The organism is Synechococcus sp. UW69 (genome assembly GCF_900474185.1).
GTDB lineage: Bacteria > Cyanobacteriota > Cyanobacteriia > PCC-6307 > Cyanobiaceae > Parasynechococcus.
Window position 1 is genome coordinate 238245 of record NZ_UCNW01000009.1, and the last position, 18544, is coordinate 256788.

Annotated in this window: 23 protein-coding genes; 16 read left to right on the top strand and 7 right to left on the bottom strand. The window is 60.2% G+C overall.

What is annotated here, in order from left to right; translation table 11 throughout:
* Window positions 1–82 precede the first annotated feature (82 nt).
* The 3 genes from DXY29_RS08830 to glp are packed head-to-tail and all read left to right on the top strand — an operon-like array spanning window position 83 to window position 2446.
* Complete coding sequence (locus DXY29_RS08830; protein ID WP_244279359.1) at window positions 83–739, top strand: carbonic anhydrase; 657 nt, start codon at window positions 83–85, stop codon at window positions 737–739.
* Window positions 736–1212, top strand: a complete 477-nt coding sequence (gene moaC, locus DXY29_RS08835; protein WP_115024665.1) for a cyclic pyranopterin monophosphate synthase MoaC — start codon at window positions 736–738, stop codon at window positions 1210–1212. Before DXY29_RS08830 ends, moaC begins: the two co-directional genes overlap by 4 nt.
* Window positions 1196–2446 carry a gephyrin-like molybdotransferase Glp gene (gene glp / locus DXY29_RS08840; protein WP_115025017.1) on the top strand — a complete coding sequence of 417 codons (1251 nt, stop codon included), beginning with the start codon at window positions 1196–1198 and terminating at the stop codon, window positions 2444–2446. Before moaC ends, glp begins: the two co-directional genes overlap by 17 nt.
* Here the strand turns inward: glp and DXY29_RS08845 are convergent.
* Window positions 2431–3240 carry a DUF3598 family protein gene (locus tag DXY29_RS08845; RefSeq protein ID WP_115024666.1) on the bottom strand — a complete coding sequence of 270 codons (810 nt, stop codon included), beginning with the start codon at window positions 3238–3240 and terminating at the stop codon, window positions 2431–2433. The genes glp and DXY29_RS08845 overlap by 16 nt on opposite strands.
* A gap of 60 nt (window positions 3241–3300) precedes the next feature.
* Between DXY29_RS08845 and DXY29_RS08850 the strand changes: the two genes are divergently transcribed.
* Window positions 3301–4164 (top strand): NAD-dependent epimerase/dehydratase family protein, encoded by an 864-nt coding sequence (locus DXY29_RS08850; RefSeq protein ID WP_115025018.1) that lies wholly within the window; start codon window positions 3301–3303, stop codon window positions 4162–4164.
* On the opposite strand, the gene DXY29_RS08855 is transcribed toward DXY29_RS08850, so the two are convergent.
* Window positions 4128–4556 carry a molybdenum cofactor biosynthesis protein MoaE gene (locus DXY29_RS08855; RefSeq protein ID WP_115024667.1) on the bottom strand — a complete coding sequence of 143 codons (429 nt, stop codon included), beginning with the start codon at window positions 4554–4556 and terminating at the stop codon, window positions 4128–4130. The two genes, DXY29_RS08850 and DXY29_RS08855, sit on opposite strands and share 37 nt — an antisense overlap.
* 3 nt (window positions 4557–4559) lie before the next feature.
* Window positions 4560–4796, bottom strand: coding sequence for a MoaD/ThiS family protein (locus tag DXY29_RS08860; RefSeq protein ID WP_115024668.1), 237 nt, complete (start codon window positions 4794–4796; stop codon window positions 4560–4562).
* A 45-nt stretch (window positions 4797–4841) separates the two neighbouring features.
* Between DXY29_RS08860 and moaB the strand changes: the two genes are divergently transcribed.
* Entirely contained in the window at window positions 4842–5339 is a 498-nt protein-coding gene (gene moaB, locus DXY29_RS08865; protein ID WP_115024669.1) for a molybdenum cofactor biosynthesis protein B, read from the top strand.
* A gap of 11 nt (window positions 5340–5350) precedes the next feature.
* Here moaB and cobA read toward each other — a convergent pair whose 3' ends face one another.
* The gene (gene cobA / locus DXY29_RS08870; RefSeq protein WP_115024670.1) at window positions 5351–6139 is read right to left on the bottom strand and encodes a uroporphyrinogen-III C-methyltransferase; all 789 of its coding nucleotides are present in this window, start codon (window positions 6137–6139) and stop codon (window positions 5351–5353) included.
* Window positions 6136–6798, bottom strand: coding sequence for a DNA mismatch repair protein MutS (locus tag DXY29_RS08875; RefSeq protein ID WP_115024671.1), 663 nt, complete (start codon window positions 6796–6798; stop codon window positions 6136–6138). Before DXY29_RS08875 ends, cobA begins: the two co-directional genes overlap by 4 nt.
* 27 nt (window positions 6799–6825) lie before the next feature.
* Here DXY29_RS08875 and DXY29_RS08880 point away from each other — a divergent pair, with 27 nt between their 5' ends.
* The 5 genes from DXY29_RS08880 (at window position 6826) to DXY29_RS08900 (ending at window position 10749) form a co-directional block, all read left to right on the top strand.
* Window positions 6826–7092 carry a hypothetical protein gene (locus DXY29_RS08880; RefSeq protein ID WP_136987740.1) on the top strand — a complete coding sequence of 89 codons (267 nt, stop codon included), beginning with the start codon at window positions 6826–6828 and terminating at the stop codon, window positions 7090–7092.
* Between the two features lie 256 nt (window positions 7093–7348).
* The gene (locus tag DXY29_RS08885) at window positions 7349–8890 is read left to right on the top strand and encodes a ferredoxin--nitrite reductase (RefSeq protein ID WP_115024673.1); all 1542 of its coding nucleotides are present in this window, start codon (window positions 7349–7351) and stop codon (window positions 8888–8890) included.
* A gap of 72 nt (window positions 8891–8962) precedes the next feature.
* Window positions 8963–9097, top strand: coding sequence for a hypothetical protein (locus tag DXY29_RS08890; RefSeq protein ID WP_006851080.1), 135 nt, complete (start codon window positions 8963–8965; stop codon window positions 9095–9097).
* 34 nt (window positions 9098–9131) lie between these two features.
* Window positions 9132–10019, top strand: a complete 888-nt coding sequence (locus DXY29_RS08895; protein WP_038552086.1) for a formate/nitrite transporter family protein — start codon at window positions 9132–9134, stop codon at window positions 10017–10019.
* Complete coding sequence (locus DXY29_RS08900) at window positions 9973–10749, top strand: HEAT repeat domain-containing protein (RefSeq protein ID WP_244279360.1); 777 nt, start codon at window positions 9973–9975, stop codon at window positions 10747–10749. Before DXY29_RS08895 ends, DXY29_RS08900 begins: the two co-directional genes overlap by 47 nt.
* A gap of 53 nt (window positions 10750–10802) precedes the next feature.
* Here the strand turns inward: DXY29_RS08900 and cynS are convergent, their stop codons facing one another.
* Window positions 10803–11288, bottom strand: a complete 486-nt coding sequence (cynS, locus tag DXY29_RS08905) for a cyanase (protein ID WP_170951222.1) — start codon at window positions 11286–11288, stop codon at window positions 10803–10805.
* A 195-nt stretch (window positions 11289–11483) separates the two neighbouring features.
* Between cynS and DXY29_RS08910 the strand changes: the two genes are divergently transcribed.
* Window positions 11484–11654 (top strand): cyanate hydratase, encoded by a 171-nt coding sequence (locus tag DXY29_RS08910; protein WP_115024675.1) that lies wholly within the window; start codon window positions 11484–11486, stop codon window positions 11652–11654.
* A gap of 72 nt (window positions 11655–11726) precedes the next feature.
* On the top strand, window positions 11727–12797 hold the full coding sequence (locus tag DXY29_RS08915; RefSeq protein ID WP_115024676.1) for an anthranilate phosphoribosyltransferase family protein: 1071 nt from the start codon (window positions 11727–11729) through the stop codon (window positions 12795–12797).
* Here the strand turns inward: DXY29_RS08915 and DXY29_RS08920 are convergent.
* Complete coding sequence (locus DXY29_RS08920; RefSeq protein ID WP_115024677.1) at window positions 12758–13225, bottom strand: GNAT family N-acetyltransferase; 468 nt, start codon at window positions 13223–13225, stop codon at window positions 12758–12760. The two genes, DXY29_RS08915 and DXY29_RS08920, sit on opposite strands and share 40 nt — an antisense overlap.
* Between DXY29_RS08920 and DXY29_RS08925 the strand changes: the two genes are divergently transcribed.
* From DXY29_RS08925 to DXY29_RS08940, 4 genes are all read left to right on the top strand, one after another.
* Window positions 13224–14513 (top strand): MFS transporter, encoded by a 1290-nt coding sequence (locus DXY29_RS08925; protein ID WP_115024678.1) that lies wholly within the window; start codon window positions 13224–13226, stop codon window positions 14511–14513. The genes DXY29_RS08920 and DXY29_RS08925 overlap by 2 nt on opposite strands.
* Before the next feature lie 45 nt (window positions 14514–14558).
* Complete coding sequence (ppk1, locus tag DXY29_RS08930; RefSeq protein ID WP_115024679.1) at window positions 14559–16697, top strand: polyphosphate kinase 1; 2139 nt, start codon at window positions 14559–14561, stop codon at window positions 16695–16697.
* 204 nt (window positions 16698–16901) lie between these two features.
* Window positions 16902–17888, top strand: a complete 987-nt coding sequence (locus DXY29_RS08935; protein WP_115024680.1) for an RpoD/SigA family RNA polymerase sigma factor — start codon at window positions 16902–16904, stop codon at window positions 17886–17888.
* A gap of 5 nt (window positions 17889–17893) precedes the next feature.
* Entirely contained in the window at window positions 17894–18544 is a 651-nt protein-coding gene (locus DXY29_RS08940; protein ID WP_115024681.1) for a diacylglycerol/polyprenol kinase family protein, read from the top strand.

Consider the following 18544-nt stretch of genomic DNA (forward strand, 5'->3'; position numbering starts at 1 on the left):
GCTAATCGCACTTCCCAACAGCCGGCCATAAGGTGCCGGCATGGGGATCCAACGCCGTCAATTCCTCCACTCAACAGGCGGCATGGCCTTGACCGCCCTAATACAAGCGCGGCCTGTTGATGCTGCCGAAGAAGGGTTCTGCGTTCCCGACGATCCACTTCAGGCCCTGATGGCGGGGAACCGCCGTTTTGCAGATGCGTGGCGCCTGGCGCTTCAGGAAAACAGGGCGACGCTGCGGACGACCGATCCTGACCCACGCTGCTTCAATTCCCCCAGAGCTTTGGCCACAAGCCAACGTCCTTGGGCGACTGTGCTCACCTGCTCTGATTCACGGGTGTCACCGAGCTGGGTGTTCGACACCACCCCTGGCGATCTGTTCGTGATCCGCAACGCCGGCAACAGCGCTTTTGACGAAGCGATTGCCTCGGTGGAGTACAGCGTCAGCGTTCTCAAAACGCCGCTGGTGATGGTGATGGGGCATAGCGGCTGCGGAGCTGTCACGGCGGCGATGGACGACAAGCCTTTGACCCCTTCGCTGGAACGGCTGATCCATCCCATCGAGGAGACCATTAGCGGCAGCAGCAATCTGGCGGAGGCCGTTAGACGCAATGCCCTTGCCACAGCATCCACGCTGATCCAACGCAGCTCGGCCTTGGCCGAAGCTAATAGCAGCGGTGCCCTGAAACTGGTGGTGGGTTATTTCGAACTCACTACCGGTGTTGTGACCTTGATCAAATGACGGAAGAGCTAAGTCATCTGAACCAACAAGGCGAAGTTCACATGGTGGACGTGGGTGACCGTCCTGCCAGCAAGCGCGAAGCCCATGCCAGTGGAGCCATTCGTATGGCGCCCGCAACCCTGACCCTGATCCAGCGGGGAGAGACACCCAAAGGGGATCTTCTGGCGGTCGCCCGGGTGGCTGCCATCCAGGCCGCAAAACGCACTTGGGAATTGATTCCCCTGTGCCACCCCCTACCGCTCAGTGGCATGGATGTGTCGATCGACGCGGACGAATCCCTGCCTGGCCTCGTCGTCCACTGCCGTTGCCGGACAACGGGCCAAACCGGGGTGGAAATGGAAGCAATGACAGCCGTTTCCGTGGGGCTGCTGACCCTTTACGACATGCTCAAGGCGGTCGATCCAGCCATGACGATCGAGGCCATCCAGCTTCATTTCAAAGAAGGGGGGCGCAATGGTGTTTGGAAGCGCTGAGCCGTACGGACGCGAAGGTCTACCCCTGGAGGATGCACGCCGACGGGTTCTGGCGGCAATCGAGCCGATCACGGCCAGCAGCACGGTGCCCCTCCAGGAGGCCCTCGGCCGCGTGAGCGCAGCAGCTGTGCTGGCCAGCGCGGCCGTTCCGGGGTTTCCGGCCTCAATTATGGATGGCTATGCCTTGGGGCAGAGCCACCAGCCCAAGCTCGGAGAGACCTGGAAGCTGAAAGGGCGCTCCGCCGCAGGCCAACCCTTCAACGGAACCCTGGCCAACGGCGATGCGATTCGGATCCTCACCGGAGCTCCACTGCCGGACGGTGCCGGCTGGGTGCTGCCCCAGGAGCTCATCACAGTGGACGGCAACACCCTCCAGCTGGCGAAAGAAGCGTCGGATCGTCCCTGGATTCGCCCGAAGGACGAGGAATGCCGGCCGGGGGACCTGCTGCTGGCCGCTGGACAGCGATTGGGGTCCGCCGATCTCGCACGCCTCGCCGGCTGCGGCATCGCCGAATTGGCCGTTGTGCCGCAACCCCGCATCGGGCTGCTGATCAGCGGGGACGAACTGGTGCCACCCGGAACAGCGCGGCACCCCGGTGCCATCTGGGAGAGCAACGGCACGCTTCTGGAGACGATGCTCCAGGCCCTCGGGCAGTCGGTGACCCAGCGACGGGTGGTGGCCGATCAACCCAACGCCCTGCGGCAGGCCCTGCTTGATCTGGCCAACGACTGCGACGTGGTGGTGAGTACCGGAGGCGTCTCCGCCGGCGATACCGACTGGATCCGACCGCTGGTGGCGGAGCTGGGTGCCGTGGACTTCTGGAAACTGTTCCTTCGCCCGGGTCGCCCCTTCGCCTTTGGAAGCATCGGTGAAGGCGTGCCGTTTTTCGGACTACCGGGCAATCCCGTGGCGGCGGCGGTCACCGCCCTGCAACTGCTCTGGCCCGCCCTGCAGGCCCTGGAGGGGCAGATCGAACCGGAGCTGTTCCCCCGGGTGATGGTGGAACTCGCCGACCCTTTAAGCCGCCGACCGGGACGGCCGGAACTGGCCCGAGCCCGCCTCGACACCAACGCCGCAGGAGCCCTGCTGGCACGGGTGGATGGCTCGCAGGCCTCCTCCCGAATCGGCTCCCTGCAACGGGCCGATCTTCTGTTGGAACTACCGGCGGAGGCCGGCTCCTTGCAAAGCGGTACGCGCCTCTGGGCCCAGGTGATCCGTCAGCGAATCTTCTGAACCGTCGCTGGGCGAAAGCATCGGCGCTCCCAGGCCAAGAGCTGGCCCGATGCATCGAAATGGATGCTGACCTGCTGAAACAACTCAGCGCCGAGACGTCCAGCGATCTCCAAGCTGAAAGGCTCCGCTGAAATTTCACTGGGCACCGAGAACACCAAGCCATCGGGCATCACGGCTGAGCAGTCATTGTGGAGAAATTGGTGCGCATCAAACACCACGGGAGCAGCGTCCTCGGCCTCGGCGTTCACCCCCAGCTGAGGTCGCAGCGTCTGCCGCTCACCGCTCCATCCCTTCACCAAATCCAGCAGAGCCTCGGGTGTCCCGCATGCGGGACGCTCGGGTTCGGGATCGGGGCTCAGACGACAACGAAAGCCCACCGCCCCAACGCGCTGCAAGCGCCAACGGCCGTTCCGCGGTTCCCAGAGCAGCACCAGCATCGAGCGGGAGCGACCGCAAAACAGGTTGATCTCGTGGCCGAAGCGCGGACGATCGGCATCCAACCCCAGGCTGGACTGGCCCCCCGCCCCGGGAAACTGCCAACAACCGCCACCGGCGTTGTATTTGGCTCGGCTGATGGGATAGGTGGCATGGCCACCGGGAGCAAACGCCAGCCCCGACCCATCCCAGACCCCGTGGTCATCATCGGAAAAGGAAATCGCGTATGTGGTGGGGTCAATCCGGCGGGATGGATGCTGTAGGTCCAGCCGATCGGCGCCGTCGCGTTCAAACCAGTGGCCACAGCCCTGCCAGTGGCCGGCGAAATTGCGACGGTTGAGGGTCCATTGATCAGTCATCTCCGTGACGGCATGGAACGGTCGATCTCCTTAGGGTCGCTGCAACAGCCATCCCCCGCCATGGACCTCACGATCGTTGGCTGCGGGTATGTGGGGCTTGCCCTGGCGGAGCGGCTGCAACTGAGACGGCCACAGCTAAGGCTGACGCTGACCACCACCAGCAGCGAACGGCTGGAGCACCTCAGCTCCTTGGCGGATCGGGTGAGGGTGTGCGATGCCACCAACCCTGCCCAATTGCTGGACGCACTGCAGCAGAGCAGCAGCGCCGTGTTCTGCCTCGGTCCCAAGGGAGATCGCCAGGTGGATGCCGACGGCTACCGCCACACCTTCGTCGACAGCTTCCGCTGCCTGAAGTCGCTGTTGCCACAACTGCCGAATCTTCGACAGATTCTCTACACGAGCAGTTGCTCGGTGTACGGCGATGCCCAGGGTGACTGGGTGGATGAGCAAACGCCGCCCGACCCGGGCCGCGGCCATAGCGATGTTCTGCTGGAAAGCGAGCAACTGCTCAACAGCATCAGCGACCGGCGCGTTTGCATCCTGCGCCTCGGAGCGCTGTACGGCCCCGGCCGCGATCTGGATCGACGTTTGCGCGGACTCGCCGGCCTGGAACGCCCCGGCAGCGGAGGCTCTTACAGCAACTGGCTGCATGTGGCGGATGCCGCCGGTGCCCTGGAAGCAGCAATGGATGGTGAATGGGCCAGCGTGGTGAATGTGGTCAACGACGAACCGATCCTGCTGCGGAATCTCGTGGAGCGAAGCCTGCGACGCCAAGGGCTGGCACCGGTGCACTGGCTTGGACAAGACGATCCGAGTTCAGCGGGCCGACGGATCCGCAACACCCGGCTCAAACAGCTGGGCTACCAACTGCAGCACCCAAGCGTTGATCAGAGCGGCGTATTTGCCGCCAGCCAGGTTCCCTGACCGCTGCACCACTCCCGCTTCCAGAACGGGGCCTGATGCTTGAGTTGCTCCAATAACGCGGCAGAGCAGCGCTGCGCCGCGCCGCGCCGATCCGCCTGGACCGCCACCAGCACAATCGGGTCCCCAGGGGCGAGCCTCCCCACCCGATGCAGCACCAAAATCGGTCCCACCCGGTGCTCCTGCTGCAAACGCTGTGCCATGGCCGTGATCTGACGTTCGCAAAGGCCGGGGAAGTGCTCCAGCTCAAGCGCCTGCAGAGGCCGGCCATCCATGGTGGTGGGACGCACCCGACCAATGAAGATCGCCGCGGCCGCGGCATCCCCACTCCAGTTCGCAAGCTGCTGCCAAGGATCAAAGGGATCCGGGCACACCTCCACACAACAACTGGTCATGCTTCAACCCCCCGTGAACGGTGGAAGAAAGGCCAGCTCATCACCGGCCTGCAACCGCTGATTCGCACCGACCAACTCCTGATTGACCGCAATGCTGATGCCCTCGAGCGGGCCAAGATCCAACTGGTTCCAGACCTCACGGGCCGTTGATACCCCTGGCGTGAAGGGGAGGGAACGCTCCGCCCAACCGGCACGTTCTCGGAGGGAGGCGAACAACAGCACCTTCAGCACCGCGTCCATGGCAGCTGGAGCGGTTCTAGCGTCCGAAGGCTCCGCCGCTGTGCCATGGGCCTGTCCATCGCCCTGCTCACCATCTCCGACACACGCACCCTGGCGGACGACAGCAGCGGAGATCAGCTGCTGCGCAGCCTTGAAGCCGCCGACCATCGGCTTCACGAGCGAAGACTCTGCCCCGATGATCGCTATCAAATCCGCAGTGAACTGAGCCGCTGGATCGCCGATCCCGCGGTTGATGTGGTGATCACCAGTGGGGGTACCGGTCTGACCGGCCGCGATGGCACCCCCGAAGCCGTGGCACCTCTGCTGGACAAAACAATCGAAGGATTCGGGGAACTGTTTCGCGTGCTCTCCTTCGAGAGCATCGGCACCAGCACCCTGCAAAGCCGCTGCCTTGCCGGCGTGGCCAACGGCACCTTTGTGTTTGTGCTGCCGGGTTCTCTGGATGCGGTGACCACGGCTTGGGACCGGCTCATCCGTGCTCAGCTCGATACCAACACCCGGCCGTGCAACCTGGCCCAGCTCCGGGCTCGCTTGAAGGAATAGAGCGTGGATTGTCAGAACGGAATCGGCATCGTGACCGCTGCCGGTGTGGGCATGCAGGCCTCAACCTGCTGATCAATCACCTCACCAACCACAACGATCGAGGGTGACTTGAAGGCTTGCGCTCGGCATTGATCGGCAACGTCAACCAAGGTTGCTTTGAGGCAACGCTGCCCCGCCACCGTGCCCTGCTGGATCACCGCCACGGGAGTTGTCGAAGCCAAACCACCCGCCATCAGTTCCTCCGCGATCCGGGGCAGATTGTGCAATCCCATGTAAATCACCAAGCCGTCACTGGCAGCGGCCAAGGCACGCCAATCCACAGAGGGACGGCGCTTGTCGATTTCCTCATGACCGGTGACGAAGGTCACCGATGACCCCGCCCGCCTGTGCGTGACGGGAATTCCGGCATAAGCAGGGGCAGCGATGCCGGCTGTCACGCCCGGGACCACCTGAACAGAGATGTTCCTTTCCGCCAAGTAAGCCGCTTCTTCACCTCCACGACCAAACAGAAAGGGATCACCCCCCTTCAACCGCACCACCGTGCTGTGTTTCTGGGCCATTTCCACGAGCACGGCGTTGGTGCTCGGTTGCGGCACTGAATGATGCCCACGACGCTTGCCGACAAAACGGCGTTCGCAGGCATCAGGGACAAGATCCAGCACTTCCTCGGGCACCAGCGAGTCGTACACCAGGGCATCGCACTCGCGAAGCAGCCGATGCGCCTTCAGCGTGAGCAACTCGGGATCGCCAGGACCGGCTCCCACCAGATAAACGGTTCCGGATTGTTCAGCGATGCTCACGGCAGAGAAACAAGCAGATCGATCAAGGCCTGACGGGTGGGGGGATGCTCCAGCAGAGGAGGCAATCCACCAGCTTCGCTTAACGCCTCCGTCATGCGATTCGGAGCTAGAGCCAACGGGAGTGGCCGGGCGCGGGGATGGCGCTGCTGGAACTCCGGCCAGGCATCGAAGGAAACCAACGGCAACGCCAATCGAGACGACAGCATCGTGAGAAACCGATCCGCCACACCGGGACGGAGAGGATGGTGCACCAGCACGGCATCACGGCGTTCAGGCAGAGGAAGCGCTGACAGCACAGCGTCCCACCAGGAGGTCCATGCACCGAGAAAGGGCAGCAAACGCACACTGGCCCCAACTCCATGAAGCCTGTCCCGAATTGCCGGCACGTCCGTTCGGGCGTGAGCTCCAGGCAGCAACAGCAAAGGAACGATCCAAGCGGGTTGGAGAGGAGGCGAAACGGCCTGTTCAGCTGTCAGCACCTCGAGCTGTACCGGCGCCGATCGCCGCCTAGCCAGAAGAGGCGGCAGGGATGCCAAACAGTCGGGAACAGCACCGCCACTGCGGCCATGCACCACGAGATGCAAACCACGCCGTCTCCCATCGGAAGCGTCATTCCGTAGCAATGGCCACGGATCGATGACCCTGCCGGCTGATGTCATCGGGTTGTTCTGAACGTTGAGGAAGTCATGGCGCCCCGCCGTAATTTTGATCGTGCTCCATTGGACAGCCGCTCCTACCGCGAGCCTCTGGACGGACGCATCGAGCGCTACGACGCCCGGAACGATCGCTACCGCAGGGGATACGACCCCAGGGACGCCCGCTACGACAGAAGACTCGATCGCGCGGCTGGGCCGTCCGAATTGGACCAAGACTTCGCTGCGATGAAGCGCGTTTGGCAAATGCTCCGGGCCGGAGCAGTGCGGATGGTTGGCGAAATTGGACGCCAATACTGAGGCCTAAGCAGGTTGCCTTTTACGGCCTCACGGGAACCACCAGATGTAGCCGGAATTACAAATTGGCCAAATCACAGCCCTGCAATCGATCAACACCAAAAGTGTTCTCTTTGTTACGGACCAGGGCTGCCTTCGCGTTGTTAATTCACTCATCCCAACGCTCCCTTCATTTTGAAGCGTTGCCGGTCTTCGGGCCATCTCGATTGATTTGCGCCTCGTCTCTGAGCAATCAATCCGCCCACTTTTCAATCGACTTATGACTATTAGCTCTCCCTCCAGGCCGTACCTGGATGGCAAGAAGCTCAACAAGATCGAGCAGAACAAGGCGGCCAAAGATGGCCTGTTGGTCGGTAGCGAGATCGAGAAATTCGCCGAACTTGGCTGGGAAGAGGTTGATGAAACCGACCTTCAACTGCGTTTGAAGTGGTACGGCATGTTCTGGCGTCCGAAAACGCCAGGCAAGTTCATGCTCCGCCTGCGTGTGCCCAATGGAGTGCTGAACGCAGATCAACTGCGTGTGGTTGGTTCGATCGTCGAGCGCTACGGCGAAAACGGCAGTTGCGACATCACCACGCGGCAGAACCTGCAGTTGCGTGGTGTGCTGCTGGGCGACCTGCCAGAGATTCTTAAACGACTAACGGAAGCAGGTCTCAGCACGATTCAATCCGGCTTCGACAACCCCCGCAACGTCACTGGCAACCCAATCGCCGGCATCGATCCCAATGAGATCGTCGACACGCGGCCCTACACAACCGAGCTGCAGAACTTCCTCACCAACAACTGCCAAGGCAACCCGGAGTATTCCAACTTGCCCCGCAAGTGGAACACCGCCGTTGCAGGGGCGAAGGACAACTTCCTGCTCCACAACGACATCGTCTTTCACCCCGTGGAACGGGATGGGGTGATGGGATTTGGCGTGTGGATCGGCGGTGTTCTGTCATCGCAGATGAATGCCTATGCCATTCCTCTGAATGCCTGGGTGAAGCCTGACGAAATCTGCAAGATGACCGACGCCGTGATCCGGCTCTGGCGCGACAACGGTGAGCGGGACAAGCGCCCCAAAGGCCGCTTCCGCCTCTATCTGGATCAGGTGGGCCACGACGTGTTCCGCGGCCAAGTGGAAGAACTCTTCGGTCCGCTGACACCGGATCCTGGCTCCGTGTTCAACACCACGCCGCGCTCCCACTACGGATTCCATCCCCAGAAACAGGAGGGCCTGTCCTACGCCGGTCTGCACGTTCCAGTCGGCCGCCTGACCGCCCAGGATCTTCAGGATTTGGCCACCGCCAGCCTCAATTACGGCAGCGGCGAAGTGCGTCTCACGGAAGATCAGAACGTCATTCTGGTGGGACTGGCCAACGACAAACGGGAAGCCTTGAAGGCCGATGCCCTCGTGCAGCGCTTCCCTCTGGAACCCGGTCACATCTCGGCTGGAACGGTGTCCTGCACCGGCAACACCTACTGCGGCTTTGCCCTGACCAACACCAAAGACCAAGCCCTTGAAGCAGCCAAGGAACTCGACCAGGAACTCAATCTTCCCGACGAGCTGAAAATCCATTGGACCGGCTGCCCCAACACCTGCGGACAGGCCTACATGGGTGCCATCGGCCTCACCGGCACCAAGGCAAAAAACAGTGAGGGAGTCATGGGTGAGGGCTACACGATGACCATCGGCGGTTCCCAAGGCGCCAACCCAAGCATCGGCGAAATCCACCGCAAGGCCATCCCCGCCGATGAGATCAAGGCAGCTCTGAAAGAGGTGTTGATCGACAAATTCGGGGCCACCCCGAAGGCCTGATCGCTCCCATCGCCGTGACGCTTCCTTTTGAAGTCACGGCTCCAACGCAACGACCACTCCCCCCTCACCGTCATGGCCAACCGCAACGACGTGTTCTCTCGTTTCGTCAACTGGCTTAGCGCCAGTGGTCGCGACGGAGCCGCCATCAACCGTCAGGGCGGCAGCCCTGATCTGTTCTCCCGCCTGATGAACCGCATCAGCGGCTGACATCAAACCTTCGTCCAACTCTCAATCTCAACCGATGGACTACGTCCTACCTAATGAGCTTGTCGACGGCATGATTGCCGCCGGCGGCAAAAAATCAACGGTCAGCGTGAAGAACCTGCTGATCCGCGGCTTTTACTCCGGAGCCATCCTTGGCCTGGCAGTGATCCTGGCCCTCACCGTGGGCATCACCGTGAAAGCGCCCTTCGTCGGCTCGCTGCTGTTCCCCTTCGGCTTCGCCAGCATCGTGCTGTTCGGCATGGAGCTGGTCACCGGTAACTTTGCGCTGCTGCCGATGGCCACCTGGGCTGGCAAAAGCACCTGGGGCGCCACCTTCCGCAATTGGGTCTGGGTCTGGATCGGGAACTGGATCGGCACCGCAGTTGTGGCCGTGATCATGGCGATCAGCCTCACCAGCGGCACCATGGATGGCGCTGCTGACAATGTCGGCCCGCCGATCTGGGACGCCGTGGCCCAGAAGATCATGGCTCTCAATCAAATCAACGTTGAGAAGAAGTACGAGGCCCTGGGAAGCATGGGCTTTTTCCTCGCCTTCCTGCGCGGACTGGTGGCCAACTGGCTGGTCTGCCTTGGCGTAACCATGGCTCTGGTGAGCAAGAGCGTTCCCGGCAAAATCCTGGCCTGCTGGCTTCCGATCACGGCCTTCCAATCGATGGGCATGGAGCACATCGTGGTGAACCAGTTCCTGCACACCGCTGGGCCGATCCTTGGTTCAGGTGTCCCCTTCACCAAGGTGATCTTCTGGAACTTCCTGCCGGTCACCCTGGGCAACATCGTGGGCGGCATGGTGTTCATCGGCATGCTCTTCTACAGCACCCATCGCACTCAGATGGAGAACGTGCTGCCCACCGAGCACGATGAAAAGCTGGAGCGTGAGCTCGCTGCAGAACTGGGTGCCCGCTGATCCATCCATGAACGACGAAGCCGTTCTCTGGGAACGGCTCGCTCGATCACGACGCGCTCCTTTGGAGCCCGCTTGGCTGGGGGAGGTCTACTCCCCCAGCCTTTCTGTTGATCTGCGGCGAGCCCTCTGCGAAAAACTGGGGATGCAAGCCGAGCGCGGCTGGCCCGTCATCCAAGAACTTCTCGCCAGCCATGGGGTTCTGCCCGATTTAGTCATGGCTGCAGGGCTGTGCCACCAGAGCGAAGCCCGCGATTGGTTGTTGGTTCAACTCGAGCAAACCTCGGACAACGAGGACGCCAACCTGATGGTGGTTCAGGCTCTGGCCTGCTGGGGAGCCGACGTTCCAGAATCAGTTGTAGTGAATTGCCTGCATCACCCAGGCCAACTGCACCGCCTCGCCGGTCTGCAACTGCTCAGCTTCCGGTCCCACTGCCTCGACGACGGCGAACTGCTGCAGTTCTGCCAAGAGGTCTTGAATGATTTTCGCGATCCAGTCGTTGTGGCTGCCATTCGGGTTCTGCAACGCCGCGATGGCGTGTTGATCAGCGAAAAGCTGGCAGAACTGTGTCGCAACGGTTCCCTCCCTGTTGCAGAGGCAGCATTCCGCGCGCTGGGTTGCATCGCCACACCTGCCAGTCAGCGCTGTCTGCTGGAACTGAGCGAAGAACTAAATGACGACACTCGAAGGAAGATGGCAAGCACCCAGCTGAGCCAACAGTTTCGCCAATAAAAAAGCCCCGCTGTTGCGGGGCCTTGATGTCTTTAATCAAGACAACTGGTTGTTCACCACTTTTTGTAAGGCAGAAACTTGCCGCACATGGTGATTTTGACCCGATCACCTTTGGGATCTTCCACTTTGTCGACATCGAGGGTGAAATCGATCGCGCTCATGATGCCATCACCAAAATGCTCCTGGATGACATCCTTCAGAGGCATTCCATAAACCTGCATGATCTCGTAGAAGCGATAGATCAAGGGATCGGTGGGGATCACAGGATCAAGACTTCCCTTGGTGGGGAACTCCTGCAAAGCCGCAGTGATGGCCGGATCAAGGGAGAGAAGCGCAGCCAGCTTGTCAGCCTCTTCCTTGGAAGCCGTGGCTTGACCGTAGAACAATGAAGCAATCCAGACCTCATCAAGGCCCATGGCCGCTTCCAGATCGGCAAAGCTCATTCCCTTGGCTTTCTTGGCAGCCATCAAGCTGGCTGTGACGGTCTCCTGAGAAGGAGCTGACAACGACGGGGTCGAAGGAACAGCTGAAACAGTCATGATTAAACGAAAAGTTGTTATAGCCGCCTCAAAAAAAGCGTCCCGAACCGGAACGTCTCAGCAGCTCAGAAACTGTTGCGCAAACACTGACTTAACAATGAAGCATCAACTACAAAACAACAGCCTGTTTTGAAGCAATCGGCACAGCCAACAGGCTCGTGGTGCGAGTGAAATTGGATTCAAAGAAGAATATCGATGAGCCAATTTTTCCAATCCATGGCAACCCTGCTTCAGGGTCAATTCCTCCCAGCAACCACAGCACCCCAACTGATGCTGGAACGGCTCTATTACGCCGATGGCCGCCACCACCCGGAGCATCCACGTCATGGCAGCTTCGAGGGGCTATCCCGTCTAGGCGGGCCCTGAGCTTTCGTAGCAATTGCTACCCCTGCCGGGTGAGTCGCTCCTGAAGACTGGCCACAGCTTGAGGCCGGACCTTTGACGAGCGCAGTTCTCTCCGGCCGCGACCGCTTCAAACAGCACCTGCGCAAGGTGGGAAGCGGTGAACACACCAGCAAGGGCATGAGTCGCGAGGAAGCGGCTGATGCCATGGAGCTGATGTTGCAGGGCGCAGCGACGCCCGCACAAATCGGCGCCTTTCTGATTGCCCATCGCATCCGACGGCCCGAACCCCAAGAACTCACGGGGATGCTCGACACCTACCGAACCCATGGGCCGGTGCTGCAGTCGATGGCCGGCAGTCGAGCACCGCTGTGTTTCGGCATGCCCTACGACGGACGCACGCGGACAGCACCGATTTACCCGCTCACCACATTGGTGCTTCTGGCCTGTGACCAGCCGGTGGTTCTGCAGGGCGGTGACCGGATGCCGATCAAATACGGCGTCACCGCTGTTGATCTGTTCCGCCTTCTCAATCTCGACCTCTCAGGCCTGCCGATCAGCGCCGTTGTAGACGGGTTCCAGCAAAACGGCTTCGCCCTGATCCATCAACCGGATCACTTCCCCATCGCGGAAACACTGATCGGTTACCGCGAAGAACTGGGCAAGCGTCCCCCGGTCGCCAGCCTGGAATTGCTCTGGACTCCCCATCAAGGCGACCACCTTCTCGTCAGTGGCTTTGTGCACCCGCCAACCGAGGCCCGCGCCTGGGAAGCCCTCAAGCAAGGCGGCGAGACCGATGTCCTCACCGTGAAGGGTTTGGAAGGAGGAACCGACCTGCCCATCGGCCGTGCCTGCATCACGGCACGGGTGCGGAACGGTGAAGCAGAGCGGTTGATCCTGCATCCCCGCGACCATGGTTGCCATGACGCCGACGTGGAATGGGCTGACGAAAGCACCTGGGCCGAGCAGGCGCGGGACGCCCTGCAGAACAAAGGCCCTCTCTGCGATGCCCTGCGCTGGAATGCCGGCGCCTATTTATGGTTCTCCGGCTGCAGTGAATCCCTGGAACTGGGCATTCAACGGGCGGAATCCGTCATGCAGACGGGCCAGGCCCAAGCCACGCTGGATCAACTGTGCGCTTGGCGAAGCAGCTTGACCATCCGATAGCGCTCAAACGACACGCCTCCGATCAGGATTGTTTCCGGCGACTCCACCACCCAGCCACGACGCTGCAGCAACGATCGGCTGAGCTGGCTGGCCTCCGTTCGCAATTGCAGGACGCCGGACGCCAAAGCATCAGCCTCAATCTGGTTCAGAAGGGCACTGCCATAGCCGCGCCGCGATGCCCGACCGCGGCAGTAGAGCAGCGACAGACGGTCTTCGGGATGACGGATCGCAAAAGCTGAACCGTCCGTGGTCAGCCAACCCGAGCCATCCCGGAACGTCGCATCCAGCACACCCGGCAACCAGGCCAGGGCTGCCCAGGCTCTGACTTGTTCCTCTGAATAGAGAAGAGGGGCCTGCGATTCGATCGCGTCGGCATAGATCTCCCGCAAAAGCGATTGATCCTCCGGAGCAATCGGACGCAAAGCCATGGCAACCGCCTGTGGGAATGTGAGTCTCTCCTGCGTGGCGACAAGCTTGCAGCGTCCCCGGATTCCCACACTGCTCAGCGCATTTCTCACACTGCTCAACGACCGGCTCAGCGAAAGCATTGTTTTTCCGCTGTTGCCATTTCTCCTGGCCCAGTTCGCCCCAGATGGACGAACCCTGGGTCTGCTGGCGGGGAGCTATGCACTCGCTCAATTCCTGGTGACCCCGTTGATCGGAGCGCTGAGTGATCGTTACGGGCGCCGACCCGTGATCAGCATCTGCGTCGCAGGCTCCGTTCTTGGACTCGGACTGTTTGCAGTAACCGTTTCCCTGCCTTGGCCCAGCCAAAGCCTTCTGCCCTTGCTGATGCTGTTCGCAGCGCGGATCATTGACGGCATCAGCGGCGGTACGGCTGCAACGGCCAGCGCAGTGCTTGCCGACATCACGCCTCCCGACAAACGAGCCCGTGCCTTCGGATTAATCGGCGTGGCCTTTGGCTTGGGTTTCATCCTTGGCCCCTTCGTTGGCGGACAACTGGCCCGGGTGGCGGTGTCACTTCCCGTTTGGGTCGCCACAGGATTCGCTGCACTCAACCTCTTGGTGGTGCTCAATCTGCTGCCGGAGACCCATCCCCAAGACTCCCGCAAAAGCCTTCCCAGAAAACGCGACCTGAATCCGTTTGCACGGCTGAGCCAAGTGCTGATGAACCCCAGCGTGGGTCGACTCTGCGCTGCATTTTTCCTCTTCTTCCTGGCCTTCAACGGATTCACAGCCATCCTGGTGCTCTATTTCAAGCAGCGCTTCGGCTGGGGCCCTGAGCTGGCCACCACCGCATTCCTGGTGGTGGGGGTGGTCGCCACCGTGGTCCAGGGAGGGCTGATCGGTCCCCTGGTCAAGCGGTTCGGTGAATGGCGTCTGACCTTGCTCGGCCTGGGTCTGGTGATCATTGGATGCCTGCTGATCCCCAGCGTCGGCTCATCAGACCGAGCCGGCGCGATTTTTACCGCCGTAGGAATCCTTGCTCTGGGCACAGGCCTGGTCACACCAAGCCTGCGCAGCCTGGTGTCCAGACGCCTAGGCCGGGAGGGGCAAGGCAGCGCCTTGGGCAGCCTTCAGGCCCTGCAAAGTTTGGGAAGCTTTCTCGGCCCCCCCTTGGCAGGGTTGAGCTACGACCTGCTCGGTCCTGTGAGTCCCTTTGCAGCAGCGGCAACCGTTCTGGTGCTTGTGATCGGCCTGGTCGCCGGAAGCCCTCTTCCAGACATCTCCGATACACGAACAAGCGAATCCTGATTGCTACCTTTTGGCTAACGACACGAACGCCGAGACGTTCAGCCCATGTGCGCAGCAGCCCTAGCCCCGGAGCACTACATCAACCGGGAGCTGAGCTGGATCGCCTTCAACGAAAGGGTGTTAGCCCAGGCCCTTGATCCGCGCACACCCTTGCTGGATCAAGCAAAGTTCAGCGCCATTTTCAGCAACAACCTCGACGAATTCTTCATGGTTCGCGTGGCTTCCTTGAAGTCACAGGTGGAGGCCGGCGTCAGCAAACCGAGTGAGGATGGCAAGTCACCCCTGGAGCAGCTGCTTGCGATCCGAGAGCAACTCATTCCCCTGCTGAAGCAGCAACAGGTGCACTACCGCCAACACCTGAAGCCAAAGCTGCTGGAACACAACGTTGAACTGCTCGATTACAAGCAACTCAACGAAGACCAGCGCACCTGGGTTGACAACACCTTCCACACGTCGGTGTTTCCGGTGCTGACGCCCCTGGCTGTAGACCCAGCCCATCCATTCCCTTTTGTCAGCAATCTGAGCCTGAACGTCGCCGCCGTGGTTGTTGACCCGGAAACAGGGCAACGTCAATTTGCACGCGTCAAAGTTCCGCAGAAGAATCTTGCTCGTTTCATCGCCATCCCCTCAGAACTGAGCGGAACTGAGGACAAACCAGTTCACACCGCCATTGCTCTCGAGCAGGTGATCGCCTTCAACCTTGAGGTGCTGTTTCCCGGCATGACGATCGAAGGTCACTACTTCTTCCGCGTGACGCGGGATGCGGATCTGGAACTGAGGGATCTGGAAGCCGATGACCTGATGCTGGCCCTGGAACAAGGGCTGCGGAAACGACGGATGGGCGGTGAGGTGGTGCGCCTCGAAGTTCCCAACGAGATGCCCAGAGACGTTGTGGAGATGCTGATGACCGGACTGAGCGTGGAAGAGGAAGACCTTTACGTGATCGATGGACCCCTGGGCCTGGACGACCTCTTCGGGCTGACCGGGCTATCACTGCCAAAACTCAAAAGTCGTACCCAGGGAGGCCAAACACCGGCTGTGCTTGCACGCAGTCAGCAGCACCTGGTTGAAGAGGGCGCGATCAAAGCGGATGAATTCGAATCGATCTTCTCGGTGATTCGTCGTCAAGACATCCTTCTGCATCATCCCTACGAGCTCTTCTCCACAACCGTCGAAGAGTTCATCAATCAGGCAGCGGACGATCCCCAGGTGATGGGCATCAAGATGACGCTCTACCGCACCTCCAAAGACTCTCCGATCATCGCTGCCCTGATCCGCGCTGCTGAAAACGGCAAGCAGGTGATGGCACTGGTGGAATTGAAAGCGCGATTTGACGAAGACAACAACATTCAATGGGCCCGGCACCTGGAGCAGTCAGGGGTTCACGTTGTCTACGGCGTGCTTGGGCTCAAAACGCACACCAAGATCGTTCTGGTGGTTCGTAAGGAGAAAGAGAAGCTGCAGAGTTATGTGCACATCGGCACTGGCAACTACAACTCCAAGACTTCGAAGCTTTACACCGATCTAGGCCTGCTCACAGCCAACCAAGAGCTGGGACAAGACCTGGTTGAACTGTTCAATTACCTCACCGGTTTTTCGAAGCAGCAAAGCTTCCGTCGCTTGCTCGTGGCCCCCGTCACGTTGCGAAAAGGTATGGAGCTGTTGATACGCCGAGAGATTGAGCATGCCCAACAAGGCAGACAGGCCGTGATCCGAGCCAAAATGAATTCCCTGGTCGATCCCAGCATCATTTCGCTTCTTTATGAGGCGTCTCAAGCCGGAGTGAAGATCGAATTGATCATTCGCGGCATGTGCAGCCTGTATCCAAACCGCCAGGGGTTGAGCGAAAACATTCGGGTGATCAGCATCATCGGCCAATTCCTGGAACATTCGAGGATCTTTTGGTTTGCCAACGGTGGCTCTCCAGAGGTTTATATCGGCAGTGCCGACTGGATGAGCCGCAACCTGGACCGCCGTATTGAAGCGGTCACACCAATCGAAGATCCAGAACATCGCCAGAAACTGGAACGCCTGCTGCAGCTTTACCTGAATGACAACCAAGGCGCCTGGGACATGCAGAGCGACGGCACGTTTACACAGCGCAAACCAACGAATGAGGCCCCAGAACGCAATTCCCAGATTCAATTGGTCAAGGAATGGAGCAAGGGCATCCAATCCTTGTAATTCTTTGGTTTTTTCAAGAGCGCTGCGTCTGTGATGTCCGATACAACATCACTTCAAAAACAAACTTGAAGCAGCCACGATCACGCCCGCAACAGTTGCTTCGAAAACGAAAAGATTTAGATCCGGAAATTCTTCCGATTCGAAACAGTCATCGCTGTTGCTCGGTGCTAAGTTCAGCCCAAATTCATTCAGGAGACCAGGGTGATGGGGATCCCTCTGGAATCTTCCGGCACGACACGTCAGTCGTCCCGGAAGGAACCTGCGTTGCCGTCCACTGGACGTCGACCATCTTCGCGACAAGGAGGGCGGCTCGCCACCGACTCCATCGGTTTTTACTTGAGCAGCATCGGACGTATTCCGTTGCTGACGGCAGCCGAAGAAATCGAACTTGCACATCATGTGCAAGCAATGAAACAACTTCAGGAGTTGCCTGAGGAGGAGCTGACCTCTCGGCATCGGCACAAGATCCGCATGGGCAAACGGGCCCGCGATCGGATGATGGCAGCCAACCTCCGCCTCGTGGTGAGTGTGGCCAAGAAATACCAGAACCAAGGTCTTGAACTTCTCGACCTGGTTCAGGAAGGTGCCATTGGCTTGGAGCGAGCGGTCGACAAGTTCGACCCCGCCATGGGCTACAAATTCTCCACCTATGCCTACTGGTGGATTCGCCAGGGCATGACGCGGGCCATCGACAACAGCGCCCGAACCATTCGCCTGCCGATCCACATCAGCGAAAAACTCTCGAAGATGCGTCGCATCTCCCGAGAACTATCCCACCGCTTCGGTCGTCAACCAAATCGGCTTGAGTTGGCGAGTGCCATGGGCATCGAACCCAGGGAACTGGAAGATCTGATGTCCCAGAGCGCACCATGTGCATCGCTGGATGCCCATGCCCGTGGCGAGGAAGATCGCAGCACCCTTGGCGAACTGATCCCGGATCCCAATGGTGAAGAGCCGATGGAAGGGATGGATCGCAGTATCCAAAAAGAACACCTCGGTGGCTGGCTGTCTCAACTGAACGAGCGCGAGCAAAAGATTCTGAAGTTGCGGTTCGGTCTTGGCGGTGAAGAGCCTCTGACCCTTGCGGAGATCGGTCGTCAGATCAATGTGTCCCGCGAGCGCGTCCGACAGCTGGAAGCCAAGGCGATTCTCAAGCTGCGGGCCATGACAAACCACCAACAAGCCGCATAAGCAACTTGCTTTCCATCACCGGACCCATCGCCATCCTCTGCTGGATGGCGATGGTGACAGCGGGAGCCGTGTTGTGTCGTCGCCTTCGTCCGAACCAACGGGAACTCAGTCGAAAAATTGTGCACATCGGAACCGGAGCCGTGGTTCCGATGGCCTGGGTCTTTCAGATTCCTTTCGTTGTCGCCATCCCAGTTGCGATGGTGATCACTCTTGCTACGGCGATCAACCACCAATGGCGCTTCATCCCCGCCGTTGAGGATGTCAATCGCAACAGCTACGGCACAATCGCCTACGGAATAGCAATCACAACGCTGCTTCTGCTGTTCTGGCCAACCCGAGCCGATGCCGTTTCCGCAGGGGTTCTCGTGATGGCACTGGGAGATGGGTTAGCAGGGTTGATCGGCAGGGGCGTCGACTCACCGAAATGGGAGCTCTTCGGTCAGACCAAGTCAACCGTTGGCACCATGACCATGGCAGGTGTCACGGGCCTGGTTCTGATCGGACTGGCCCGATGGTCGGAGGCTGACCTGCCCCTGCCAGCAGCCTTGAGCATGGTGGCCATCGCAACCGGCCTGGAACAGCTCAGCTGGCGCGGACTCGACAACCTCAGCGTTCCCCTCAGCGTTGGCGTTCTGTGGAGTCGACTGGTGGTCTGA